This is a genomic window from Bradyrhizobium sp. SSBR45G (genome assembly GCF_030159255.1).
Classification (GTDB): Bacteria; Pseudomonadota; Alphaproteobacteria; order Rhizobiales; family Xanthobacteraceae; genus Bradyrhizobium.
The window spans coordinates 32,914-44,597 of sequence record NZ_BSCT01000050.1; the positions used below are offsets into that span (position 1 = coordinate 32,914).

Sequence of the window (11,684 nt, forward strand, 5' to 3'; positions counted from 1 at the left end):
GTCGAAAGTGTCCTTCGCGGCCGGTCTTGCGCATCAATTATTCGTTCACCATAATGTACGAACTAGTTCGTTTCAAGTCCGCCGGCGCGATTTTCCGATCGCGAGGGAGTGGAGCGGCTCAGATGTCTATAAATGGCGTCGCCGCCGGCAGAATCGGCGAGATTGAGGGCTTTGGGGCTCAGGGACGACGTCGGAAGGAACGGCAATGGACGCGAGCGCGAACCGCCGCAAGAACGATCCGGAGGCGACGCGGCGCAACATCATCGATGTCGCGACCGAGGAGTTTGCCAGTCACGGCTACTCCGGCGCCCGGGTCGATGCCATTGCGGCCCGGACCAAGACCTCCAAGCGGATGATCTATTATTATTTCGGCGGCAAGGAGCAGCTCTATCTGGCGGTGCTGGAACACGCCTATCGCAGCATCCGCGAGCTCGAAGCCAGCCTCGACACCCAGAACTGCAGCGCCATCGAGGCGATCCGGCGGCTGGTGGAGGCGACGTTCGACCACGACGCGCAGAACCCGACCTTCATCCGGCTCGTGAGCATCGAGAACATCCACTACGCAAAGCACCTCAAGCAGAGTGCGCAGCTGCGCGAGATCAACGCCAGCGTCGTCTCGACGCTCGGCGGAATTCTCGATCGTGGCCGTGCCGCCGGCGTGTTTCGCCGCGACGTCGATCCGATCGACCTGCACCTTCTGATCAGCTCCTATTGCTTTTTTCGCGTCGCCAATCAGTACACGTTCGGGGCCTTGTTCGATCGCGATCTCGCCGAGCCGTCGAACGCGGCCCGCAACAAGCAGCAGATCGTCGACGCGGTGCTGGCCTATCTTGCCGCCGATTTGCCCGTAGCCGGTGAGGCCGTCGCGATGCACGCGCCGTTACGCGAAGCGCCGCACGTTCTGACGGGGCTGGTCGGGGCGCCGATCCGGCAGTCGGCTTCGCCGGCGATGCACGAGGCGGCAGCCGCCGCGGCCGGTCTGCGCGGTCACTACCAGCTGATCGAGGTGGCCGGCGCGGATCGCGATCGTCTGGTCGCGCTGCTCGCCTCGGTCCGCGACATCGGCTTCGCCGGGGTGAACGTGACCTTTCCCTACAAGGAGGCGGTGGTCGCACTGCTCGACGAACTCGCGCCTGAGGCCCGCGCGATGGCGGCGGTCAACACGGTGGTCGTCCGCGACGGCCGGCTGATCGGGCACAACACCGATACGACGGGGTTTGCGCGCGCGGTGGCCCCGCTGGTCGAGGCCTCGCGCCGCGGGCCGGTGGCGCTGCTCGGCGCCGGCGGTGTCGGCAAGGCGATCGCGTTTGCGCTAGTGCGGCTCGGTGTGGACGAGCTGCGCATCGTCGATGCGGATCGGGCCAAGGCCGCGACGCTGGCGTCGTTGCTGCCCGACACGTCTCGCATCGTCGTGGCCGATACGGTCGAAGCCGCGGTGACGGGCGCGGTCGGGCTCGTCAACGGAACCCCGGTCGGCATGCTGCCGAATCGCGAAAATCCAGTGCCGGAGCACCTGCTGCATTCCCAGCTATGGGTCGCGGACGCCGTCTACTCGCCGTTATGGACACCGCTGCTGGTGGCCGCGAAGGCGAAGGGCGCACAGGTGATGAGCGGCCGCGACCTTGCGATCTATCAGGCGGCGGATGCGTTCAATCTGTTCACGGGGCACGCGGCGTCGGTCGAAGCCATGGCGGACGCGTTCGATGCGGTGATGGCGCGGCGCTACGCATCGGCCTAGGGCGAAGGCGGCGTCCGGCCAGGGGCTGGGAAGCATGCTGGCCGGACGCCGTGGGCGTGGCGGCAGGGGGCCACGGCGCCGAGGGTGAGGCGGAAAAGGCTCAGGCCGAGAAGTCGACCACCAGCGATTTGCTGGTCGAGCTCGACGAGCTGCTGCCGTTGGCGCTGTAGGACGAGGTCTTGCTGCTGTTCGAGCTCTGCAGCGCTTCGAGCAGCTTCTTGAGCAGCTCCTCGACCTGGGACGAGCTGCTCGACGAGGACGATGATGATGACGACGACGAGGTGCTCGACGTGGTGTCGCTGCTGGAATCATCGCTCGGCGGGGGCGGCGGACCGCCGGCGCCGCCCGGACCGCCCGAGAATGCGTTGGCGAACACGTTCTTCAGCTCGGTCGCCTGGTCGGAGGTGAGCTTTCCGCTGTCGACCTCGCTCTGGATGAGATCGTCGATCTTCGACTGCATCTCGTCGGGCGAGGGCGGCGTGCTGGAGCTCGTTGACGAGGACGACGAGCTGCTGCTGCCGCTCTTCAATGCGGAATCGATGTCGTCAAGTGCCGACGATAGCGCGGTCTGGTCGGTCGAGCTGATCTTGCCGGCCGAGACTTCCTTGGTGAGCTCCTGCTTGAGCAGGTCGAGCGGCGAGAAACCGCTCATCGAAGATGCGGAGATCGATGTCATGGCTTGCTCCAGGGTTGAAACATCAAACCTGGCTTCAGGTGCGATTGTAACGCTTAACAGCTCCTTGTTCCGTGTTTCCGAAGATGTCTGACGGGACGGCGCACACACAATGAAGCAAGAAACTTGGTCTTTCTCCGGGGATTTGCGGGGTTTTCATGAGATGCCGCTGCCGCTGCGGCGCGCCCGACTCCGATCAGCGAAAAATTAATGGCGAACGACGAAAGTTGGCCCCGGACAATTTCGGGGGCGAGGTTTATTCATGCGATTGCTCGACGGCGTGACGATACGAACCATTCTCGGCCTGATCATCGGTACGCTTGCAGTTCTGTTGATCGGCAGTCTCGCCACCGGCGTCGTCGACGCGCTCAGCCGGTATCAGTCTGCGCAGCGGATCGCCCGGCTTGCTGGCGCTGATCAGCAGCTGTTCAGCACGCTGATCGGCTTTCGGCTCGAGCGCGGCACGTTCCTGGCGACGCTGGCGGCGGAAGGGACGGCGGACTCGGCCGCAGACAGCCGCATCGCCACCAATCGTCAGATCTCGGAGACGGCCTACAAGCAGGTCCAGGACGCGCTGTCCGGCTTCGCCGACGGCAAGATCGCAAGCCGGATGAGCAGCCTGGTCGCCTCGCACGACAGGCTGGCGTCGCTGCGTCCCGATGCCGAGCGCGCCATCCACCAGCCCAAGGCGTCGCGGGACATGCAGGTGGTGGATTCGTTCCGCAAGGCCGCGCAGGACTATCTTGATGCGCTGCTCGTCATCGCGGCCGATCTCGAAGAGACCATCAAGCTCGCGGATCCGCTCGTCGACCAGATGGTCAACGTCAAGCAGGCGGCCTGGGCGGCGCGCAATTTCGGCGGCCAGTTCGCGATCCGGCTCGAGAACGCCGCCGCCTCCGGCAAGCCGTGGAGCGTGCCCGACATCGTCGCCGGCGCCGAGGATTCCGGCCGGCAGGCCCAGGCCTGGAGCCAGGTCGTGACGGCCGCGGCGCGGCCCGATGCGCCGGCGGGGCTCGTCGATGCGGTCAGCCGCTCCAAGCAGGCCGATGCCATGGCGATGGCGGAGCAGCAGGCCGGCCTGATCAAGGCGCTGCGCAACAACCAGACGATCGATCTCAAGTTCGCCGAACTGTCGAAGCTCAACACGGCGCTGCTGTCCTACAGCGTCGATGCCGCCAACGCCGCGCTGGCGGAGATGGTCGCGGTCGCCGGACGGCGGATCACGGAGGCCCGTGAGAGCCTTGTCCTCAATTCGATCATGATGCTGGTCGCGCTTGGTGTGGCGCTCGTCGGCCTTGTCGTGATCCAGAGCCGTATCTCGGCCGCCATCCGCTCGCTGGCGGCGGCGATGCGTCGGCTCGCCGAGCGCGACTATACGATCGAGCTGGCTGGCCTCGATCGCCGCGACGAGATCGGCGAGATGACGCGTACCGTGGCCGTGTTCAAGGACAGCATGATCGCGGGCGACCGGCTGGCGAGCGAAAGGGAGGCCGAGCAGGGCCGGCGCGAACGGCGCCAGAGCACCGTCGACCAGCTGATCCGGCAGTTCGAGGCGACCGTCACCTCGTCGCTGCAGACCCTGACCTCCGCCTCGAACGAGTTGAACGCGACCGCGCAATCGATGTCGGCGACCGCCGACCAGGGCCGCCAGAAAGCGTCGTCCGTCGCCGATGTATCGCAGCGCGCCTCGGGCAACGTCCAGATGGTGGCGGCGGCGACGGAGGAGCTGTCGGCCTCGATCAACGAGATTAGCCGCCAGGTCAGCGAGTCGACCTCGATCGCCGGCGCTGCGGCGACGCAGGCTGAAAGGACCAATGACGAGGTGCGGGCGCTGTCGGACGCGGCGCAGCGGATCGGCGACGTCGTCGCGCTGATCAGCGGCATCGCCGAGCAGACCAACCTTCTGGCCTTGAACGCGACCATCGAGGCGGCGCGCGCCGGCGAGGCCGGCAAGGGCTTCGCCGTGGTCGCCGCCGAGGTCAAGACGCTCGCCAACCAGACGGCGAAAGCGACCGAGGAGATCACGTCCCAGGTCGCCGGCATCCAGAGCGCCACCAAGGCCTCGGTCGATGCCATCCAGGCGATCTCCTCGACCATCCATCGCGTCAACCAGATTGCGTCGGCGATTGCGGCCGCGGTCGAGCAGCAGGGCGCCGCGACGCGCGAGATCGCCCGCAACGTCCAGCAGGCGTCGGAGGGCACCAAGGCGGTGTCGCAGAACATTTCCACCGTGTCGGAAGCGACAGCCGCCACCGGCCAGGCCGCCGGCGGCGTGCTGGAGTCCGTGCGCACGCTGTCGAAGCTGTCATCCGACCTGCGCCACGACGTCGACCAGTTCGTGAGCCAGCTGCGGGTGGCTTAAGGCAAGTCATCCGGGCGTAAAGTGATGCTTCCGCCGGTCGCCCCACAAATGGTGTCATTCCGGGGCGCGCGTAGCGCGAGCCCGGAATCCATCGGGCGGCAGGCGATGGGGAGTAATGGATTCCGGGTTCGTGCTGCGCACGCCCCGGAATGATGACCTCCTTTTGAGCAGGCGGGATGCGTCCCCAACCAGCAAGGCGGCATGCCCAGGGCGCAGTGCTCGGAGCCGCGAAATGGTGTATCCGCGGGTGACAGGCGGCGCCCCCAGGGGCATGTCCGCCACAAGGAATAAGCTCCCGGAGGAACATCCATGTCGGCCCTGCCGCTTTCTGGCATCAAGATTCTCGATCTGACGCGCGTGCTGGCCGGACCGCTGTCCGCCCAGATGCTGGCCGATCTCGGCGCCGAGGTGATCAAGATCGAGCGGCCCGGCACCGGCGACGATGCCCGCGCCTTCGGCCCGCCCTATCTGAAGGACCCGGACGGCAAGGCCAACAACAACAACTCGTTCTACATCTGCGCCAACCGCAACAAGAAGTCGGTCACGGTCAACATCGCGAGCCCCGAGGGCCAGGAGATCATCCGCGCGCTGGCCAGAGACTGCGACGTCTTCATGGAGAACTACAAGGTCGGGGATCTCAAGCGCTACGGCCTCGACTATGAGGCGATCCGCGCCGTCAATCCGGATGTGATCTACTGCTCCGTCACCGGCTTCGGCCAGACCGGGCCGTATGCGCCGCGCGCCGGCTATGACGCGATCTTCCAGGCCATGGGCGGGCTGATGAGCGTCACCGGCCACATGGACGGCGAGCCGGGGGCGGGGCCGATGAAGGTCGGTCCCTCGATCGTCGACTACATGACCGGCATGAACACCTCGATCGGAATCCTCTCCGCGCTGTATCACCGCGACGTCAATGGCGGCGGCGGCCAGCATGTCGACGTCTGCCTGTTCGACACCGTGATCGCCTCGCTGTCGCACTACGCCCAGATATTCCTGGTCAACGGCCAATCGCCGCCGCGTCGCGGCACCTGGGGCAATGGCGGCATGCCGGCCGGCGTGTTCCGCTGCACCGACGGCGAATTGATGCTGGTGGTCGGCAACGACGCGCAGTTCGCCCGCACCTGCGCCGTGCTCGGCGCCCCGGAGCTCGCGACCGACCCGAAATTCGTCAAGAACAACGACCGTGTCGTCAACGGCAAGGAGATCATGGCGGTCTTCGCCGGCCTGTTTCTGAAGAACTCGGTCGTGCACTGGCTGGAGGAGCTGGAAAAGGCGGGCGTGCCGTGCGGTCCCGTCAACGATTTTGCCCAGGTGTTCGCCGATCCGCATGTCCGCTCGCGCGGCATGGAGGTGAAGGTCGAGCATCCGTTCGAGCCGCAGCTGTCGGTGATCCGCAACGCGCTGTCGTTTTCCGGCACGCCGATCACCGACTACCGCGCCCCGCCGCTGCTCGGTGAGCATACAAAGGACGTGCTATCGGGGCTCGGCTATGACGCGGAGAAGATCGCCGCGCTCAAGCAGCAGGGCGTGGTCTAGCCAGAGGCGCGCCTGCGGTAGGGTGGGCAAAGGCGATGCTGTGCCGTGTCTGCAGGGAAGGTCGTGGTGGCGCCGTGCCCACCATCTCACGGCGCGACGCGCTGATGGATGGTGGGCACGCTGCCGCCTGACGGCGGCGGCTTTGCCCACCCTACAGATCATCGCGCGTGGTGGTGACGGTGCCGCTTCGCCTTGGGCCGGTGGTCGCCGCGCGGCTCGGCGACGAATGGGGCAGGCGGCGGCGCTGCGAGCTGTTGCCGCGACTCCTGCAGGCGGCGCTGATAGCCGGGCGAGTTCATCAGATTGGCGGCGCCGCCGCGCGCCAGCACCGGCTCGCTCGCCATCACGATCGCGAGCGCGGCGGCGGCAGCCAGGATCAAGCGCGGGCGGTTCGACATCGGACGGGTTCCATTCTCATCGGCGAGCTGCGTCTAGCGTGCCTCGCGCGCTGCGACCTTGGGCGGTGACTTTGCCGCCTGATCGCGCGTGGTCAAGCCGAGCACGGCGCCGCGCACCACGCGCGCGATCACATCCTCGACATCGTCGAGATCGCATTGGCCGTCGGAGAGCTTGGTGAGGCGCTCGCTTTCGCGGATCGTGTGATGCGCCATGGCGAGCGCGAAATGCAGGCCCCAGAACAGGTCGACCTCGGAGCTGTCGGGCAGCGCGCGCTGCATCGCCGCGGCGAATTTGCGCAAGTGGTCGATCTCCTTGTTCTTGATGCGGCGGATCGGTGGCACCGATTCGATCGAGGCGCGGATCATGAAACGCGCCACGGCCGAGCGCTGGTTCTCCGGCCCCAGGCAGCCGCGCAGGATCGGGCCGACCAGCGCGCGCAGAATGGCGTGGATGTCGGCACGGCCGCCGCCTGCATCCTCGGCCGCGCGCAATTCGCGCAGCCGCTCGCGGTTGAGCGCGATCGAGCGCGTCACGAACAGCTCGGCGATCAGCTCGTCCTTGGAGCCGAAATGATAGTTGACCGCGGCGAGATTGACGTTCGCCTCCGCCACGATGTCGCGCAGCGTTACGTCGGAAAAGCCGCGCTCGGCGTAGAGCCGCTCGGCGGCGATCAGGATCGCAGTCCGGGTCTGGTCGGTCGCCATGCTCGTGCTCCCGGGGGAGTTGCGTTTCAAACAATTGTATGAAACTATTGTTTGAGACGGCCGGAATGTCAATCGCGGTGCTTCCGCGGGGCGACATTTCGGCACTGCAGCGACGGTGCCCGCGAAACCGTGCCGCGCAAGATCACACTTGCGCAAACGCGGCCGGCGGATCGACACTGCGGCAAAACGCGGCCAGGAAACACCCAAGGAGAGTCCCATGGACTTCACGATGTCGGCGAAGCAGCAGGAATGGCTGGAGCGCGTGCGCAGCTTCATGACCAAGCATGTCCGCCCGGCGGTGCCGATTTACAAGCAGCAGGACGCCGAGGGCGATCGCTGGAAGGTGATCCCGATTCTGGAGGACCTCAAGGCCAAGGCGAAAGCCGAGGGCCTGTGGAACATGTTCATGCCGCCGTCGCCGCACGAGGACGACGAGTTCCGCGGCGCCGGCCTGACCAATCTCGAATACGCGCTGCTGTCGGAGGAGATGGGCCGCATCTCCTGGGCCTCCGAGGTGTTCAACTGCTCGGCGCCGGACACCGGCAACATGGAAGTGTTCATCCGCTACGGCTCCAAGGAGCAGAAGCGCAAATGGCTGCGTCCGCTGATGGACGGCGAAATCCGCTCGGCGTTCCTGATGACGGAGCCGGCGGTGGCCTCGTCCGACGCGACCAACATCGAGACCCGCATCGTGCGCGACGGTGATCACTACGTCATCAACGGCCGCAAATGGTGGTCGTCGGGCGTCGGCGATCCCCGCTGCAAGATCGCGATCCTGATGGGCAAGACCGATCTCACGGCCGCCAAGCATCAGCAGCAGTCGCAGATCCTGGTGCCGCTCGACACCCCCGGCATCAAGGTCGAGAAGATGCTGCCGGTGTTCGGCTTCGACGACGCGCCGCACGGCCACGCCCAGGTGCTGCTCGAGAACGTCCGGGTCCCCGCGGAGAACATCCTGCTCGGCGAAGGCCGCGGCTTCGAGATCGCTCAAGGGCGCCTCGGCCCGGGCCGCATCCATCACTGCATGCGCACCATCGGCAAGGCCGAAGAGTCGCTGGAGAAGATGGTGCGCCGGCTGATGACGCGCCAGGCGTTCGGCAAGAAGATCATCGAGCATTCGGTGTGGGAGCAGCGCATCGGCGAGGCCCGCACCAACATCGAGATGTGCCGGCTGTTGTGCCTCAAGGCCGCCGACATGATGGACAAGGTCGGCAACAAGACCGCCCAGGGCGAGATCGCGATGATCAAGGTCGCCGCGCCCAACATGGCGCTCAAGATCATCGACGACGCCATCCAGTCCTTCGGCGGCGCAGGCGTCTCGGACGAGGCCGGTCTTGCCAAGGACTACGCCAACATCCGCACGTTGCGTCTGGCCGACGGTCCCGACGAGGTGCACAACCGCGCCATCGCCCGGCTCGAAATGAAGAAATACGCCAACGAGCCGCGGCATTGAGCGTAGACTTGTAGGGTGGGCAAAGCCTCCATCGTCGCGCGAAGCGCGATGATGGATGCGTGCCCACCGTTTCCGAGCACGAAGCAAGACGGTGGGCACGCTTCGCTTTGCCCACCCTACGCATTGAATACGACCAAGGGAGTTCGTCGTGGCCGACGGCGTGAGAAAAGACGAAGACTTTTCCGGCACCAAGCCGGTCGAGGAGCGGCATCGCTTCGACGAGGCCAAGCTCGCGGCCTGGATGGCCGAGCATGTCGAGGGCTATCAAGGTCCGCTCAAGGTCGCGCAGTTCAAGGGCGGCCAGTCCAACCCGACCTATCGGCTGAACACGCCCGGCCGCTCCTATGTGCTGCGACGAAAACCGTTCGGCAAGCTGCTGCCGTCGGCGCATGCGGTCGATCGCGAATTCCGTGTCATTGCAGCCCTCGGCAAGCAGGGTTTTCCAGTCGCCAAGGCCTATGCGCTCTGCAATGACGACAGCGTCATCGGCGCCGCCTTCTACATCATGTCGATGGAGGAGGGCCGGGTGTTCTGGGATCCGACCCTGCCGCATGTCGACGCGGCCGACCGCCGCGCGATCTTCGAGAGCAAGATCGAGACCTTGGCCAGGCTGCACACCTACGATCCCGCCGCGATCGGGCTGGCCGATTTCGGCAAGCCCGGCAACTATTTTGCCCGTCAGGTCGACCGCTGGACCAAGCAGTACCGGGCGTCCGAGACCGAGCATCTGCCGGAAATGGAGAAGCTGATCGAATGGCTGCCGCGCACCTTGCCGGTGCAGCAGCGCGTCTCGATCGTGCATGGCGACTACCGGCTCGACAACATGATCTTCCACGCGACCGAGCCGCGCGTCATCGCCGTGCTCGACTGGGAGCTGTCGACGCTGGGCGATCCCATGGCCGACTTCACCTATCTGCTGATGCAGTGGATCATGCCCGGGCTCGACGGCGTCGACCTGAAGGCGCTGAACATCCCGACCATGGAAGAGGCGGCCGCGATCTATCGCGGCGTCACCGGAGTCGAGCTGCCCGACCTCAACTGGTACTTCGCCTACAATCTGTTCCGCCTCGCCGGCATTCTCCAGGGCATCAAGGGCCGCATCCGCGACGGCACCGCCGCCAACGACAAGGCGATCGAGTCCGTCAAGCGGATGGTGCCGATGACCAAGCAGGCCTGGGGCTATGCGCAGAAGGCCGGGGCGGCGTAGGCTGGGTTGCTGCCGTAGGGTGGGCAAAGCAGCCGCCGTCAGGCGGCAGCGTGCCCACCATTCCTCCGCGAACTCATCAGCAAAGACGGTGGGTACGGCGCCACGACGATCTCAGATGTGGAGCGAGCCCAGCTCGCGCCTTTGCCTACCCTACGCTTCATCCCGCTCGGGCAAATAACAGCGCGCCGTTCGTCGCGCTCATCCGGCCACCGCCGCTGCATGCGCTAGCGGCCACCACCGCCACCGCCACCTCCGCCGCCGCCACCACCCCCGCCGGCCGCGGTCATCGAGTTGCTGTAGCGCGGGTCGGTCTGCTTCATGTAGGTCGGCGAGGTGTCGCGGCTCTGGCGCCGCGCGGCCTGCTGCACCTGATCGGGAGTGCCGCACGCCATCCAGGAGACGAGCTCACAGCCCGGCCAATCGACCTCGCGCGCGCTCGCGCCCGTCGTCAGCGCACCGGCGGCCATGCCGCCCATCAGGGTGAGCAGAGCAAGCTTCGACAATCTCGACATGTTGTCCATCCTTCGTTTCGGCGAGGCCGGAATGGTCCGCTTGCGAGGTTCGACGGCGGCTTGGAGCGGCGGGTTCGAAAAAGGCGGCCGAAAAATCCCGCTCCGCCCTGACGTCCTCGCTTGAACCGGATTGCGGTCCGCTGCGACGCGACCCGTTTTGCAACCGGTCCGGGTTGGGGCCTCTGGGCAAGGTGGCGGGGTCTTTTTGCGATCCCCATATCCGGGTGTCGAGGAGACCCGCCATGATCCATCAGCTTCGCATCTACGAGATCTTCGAGCACAACAAGGCCGCCTTTCACGCCCGCTTCCGCGACCACGCCGCGCGCATCATGCGCACGCGCCATGGCTTCCGGATTGTCGCGATGTGGGAGACCCGGTTCGGCGAGCGGACCGAGTTCGTCTACGTGCTGGAATGGCCCGACGAGGCCGCCAAGATTGCGGGGTGGGCGGCCTTCATGGCGGATGCCGAATGGGCCGAGATCAAGCGCGTCACCCATGCCGAGCATGGGCTGATGGTCGGCCAGATCGAGGACCGGCTGCTCACGCCGGTCGATTATTCGCCGGCGTGGGGACGGAGTCTGTTGCTGCCGGATCACTGATCCAACCCAGGAAAGCGGCCAGTGCGCCGCTGCCCGTCGGGCGACTCGGAGATAGGACATCGGGGCCGGTTCGTCGATGAGCGCCCCTTGAGCGTGATGACAGGCTGCGCGAACAGAAAAAGTTTGTGTGGTCCTTCAACGGGGTGAGCGCCGCAGCCCGCTCGTGCGGAAAGAATCTTCTTTCGCTTTATCAGAATTCGTGCTTTGTTGTCGCCATCCCGCCTCACCGAAGGGGCGTTGCGCGCGATCGTCACGACACGCGAGGCGGGGAGGCGGTGGCCGCGGAGATGCCGCAGCGTGGGGAGACCTGCGCGGACGAACGGCGTCTTGCGGACGTGAAGTCGCAGCGTGCTGACACCCCGACGCTGGTGTCCCCCGCGCAATGCGCAAGCATTGTCGCGGCATGGTGGCCAGAAAGCCGGCGCACCAGGCAGACTGCGTATAAGCGTGAAGACCATCGCGCAGGGAAGGCCGGGCGTGTCCGGCTGCACCTGTGGTACC

General features: G+C 66.1%; 10 protein-coding genes and 1 pseudogene. 7 read left to right on the forward strand and 4 right to left on the reverse strand.

Features of this window, described 5'->3' with window-relative positions; translation table 11 throughout:
* Positions 1–205: 205 nt before the first annotated feature.
* Together QQL87_RS34170 and QQL87_RS34175 are read left to right on the forward strand one after the other, a co-directional pair.
* Positions 206–853 (forward strand): annotated as a pseudogene (locus QQL87_RS34170) (TetR/AcrR family transcriptional regulator); the annotation flags it as partial.
* 15 nt (positions 854–868) lie between these two features.
* The gene (locus QQL87_RS34175) at positions 869–1,738 is read left to right on the forward strand and encodes a shikimate dehydrogenase (protein WP_284423549.1); all 870 of its coding nucleotides are present in this window, start codon (positions 869–871) and stop codon (positions 1,736–1,738) included.
* Between the two features lie 100 nt (positions 1,739–1,838).
* On the opposite strand, the gene QQL87_RS34180 is transcribed toward QQL87_RS34175, so the two are convergent.
* The gene (locus QQL87_RS34180) at positions 1,839–2,414 is read right to left on the reverse strand and encodes a hypothetical protein (protein ID WP_284423540.1); all 576 of its coding nucleotides are present in this window, start codon (positions 2,412–2,414) and stop codon (positions 1,839–1,841) included.
* Positions 2,415–2,673: 259 nt separating this feature from the next.
* On the opposite strand from QQL87_RS34180, the gene QQL87_RS34185 reads away from it, so the two are divergent.
* Positions 2,674–4,773, forward strand: coding sequence for a methyl-accepting chemotaxis protein (locus QQL87_RS34185; protein ID WP_284423541.1), 2,100 nt, complete (start codon positions 2,674–2,676; stop codon positions 4,771–4,773).
* A gap of 309 nt (positions 4,774–5,082) precedes the next feature.
* Positions 5,083–6,309 carry a CaiB/BaiF CoA transferase family protein gene (locus QQL87_RS34190; protein ID WP_284423542.1) on the forward strand — a complete coding sequence of 409 codons (1,227 nt, stop codon included), beginning with the start codon at positions 5,083–5,085 and terminating at the stop codon, positions 6,307–6,309.
* Between the two features lie 158 nt (positions 6,310–6,467).
* On the opposite strand, the gene QQL87_RS34195 is transcribed toward QQL87_RS34190, so the two are convergent.
* Complete coding sequence (locus QQL87_RS34195; RefSeq protein WP_284423543.1) at positions 6,468–6,707, reverse strand: hypothetical protein; 240 nt, start codon at positions 6,705–6,707, stop codon at positions 6,468–6,470.
* 33 nt (positions 6,708–6,740) lie between these two features.
* Positions 6,741–7,412: a TetR/AcrR family transcriptional regulator gene (locus QQL87_RS34200; RefSeq protein ID WP_284423544.1), complete on the reverse strand. Its 672-nt coding sequence runs from the start codon at positions 7,410–7,412 to the stop codon at positions 6,741–6,743.
* A 217-nt stretch (positions 7,413–7,629) separates the two neighbouring features.
* On the opposite strand from QQL87_RS34200, the gene QQL87_RS34205 reads away from it, so the two are divergent.
* On the forward strand, positions 7,630–8,865 hold the full coding sequence (locus QQL87_RS34205; protein ID WP_284423545.1) for an acyl-CoA dehydrogenase family protein: 1,236 nt from the start codon (positions 7,630–7,632) through the stop codon (positions 8,863–8,865).
* 148 nt (positions 8,866–9,013) lie between these two features.
* Positions 9,014–10,072: a phosphotransferase family protein gene (locus QQL87_RS34210; protein WP_284423546.1), complete on the forward strand. Its 1,059-nt coding sequence runs from the start codon at positions 9,014–9,016 to the stop codon at positions 10,070–10,072.
* Positions 10,073–10,296: 224 nt separating this feature from the next.
* Here the strand turns inward: QQL87_RS34210 and QQL87_RS34215 are convergent, their stop codons facing one another.
* Positions 10,297–10,584 (reverse strand): hypothetical protein, encoded by a 288-nt coding sequence (locus QQL87_RS34215; RefSeq protein ID WP_284423547.1) that lies wholly within the window; start codon positions 10,582–10,584, stop codon positions 10,297–10,299.
* Positions 10,585–10,826: 242 nt separating this feature from the next.
* Between QQL87_RS34215 and QQL87_RS34220 the strand changes: the two genes are divergently transcribed.
* Positions 10,827–11,183, forward strand: a complete 357-nt coding sequence (locus tag QQL87_RS34220) for an NIPSNAP family protein (protein ID WP_284423548.1) — start codon at positions 10,827–10,829, stop codon at positions 11,181–11,183.
* Positions 11,184–11,684: the final 501 nt, after the last annotated feature.

Bases quoted from the DNA above. Each gene is read 5' to 3' on its own strand.
- QQL87_RS34175 (WP_284423549.1), top strand. From the start codon at position 869: ATGCACGCGCCGTTACGCGAAGCGCCGCACGTTCTGACGGGGCTGGTC.
- QQL87_RS34180 (WP_284423540.1), bottom strand. From the start codon at position 2,414: ATGACATCGATCTCCGCATCTTCGATGAGCGGTTTCTCGCCGCTCGAC.
- QQL87_RS34185 (WP_284423541.1), top strand. From the start codon at position 2,674: ATGCGATTGCTCGACGGCGTGACGATACGAACCATTCTCGGCCTGATC.
- QQL87_RS34190 (WP_284423542.1), top strand. From the start codon at position 5,083: ATGTCGGCCCTGCCGCTTTCTGGCATCAAGATTCTCGATCTGACGCGC.
- QQL87_RS34195 (WP_284423543.1), bottom strand. From the start codon at position 6,707: ATGTCGAACCGCCCGCGCTTGATCCTGGCTGCCGCCGCCGCGCTCGCG.
- QQL87_RS34200 (WP_284423544.1), bottom strand. From the start codon at position 7,412: ATGGCGACCGACCAGACCCGGACTGCGATCCTGATCGCCGCCGAGCGG.
- QQL87_RS34205 (WP_284423545.1), top strand. From the start codon at position 7,630: ATGGACTTCACGATGTCGGCGAAGCAGCAGGAATGGCTGGAGCGCGTG.
- QQL87_RS34215 (WP_284423547.1), bottom strand. From the start codon at position 10,584: ATGTCGAGATTGTCGAAGCTTGCTCTGCTCACCCTGATGGGCGGCATG.
- QQL87_RS34220 (WP_284423548.1), top strand. From the start codon at position 10,827: ATGATCCATCAGCTTCGCATCTACGAGATCTTCGAGCACAACAAGGCC.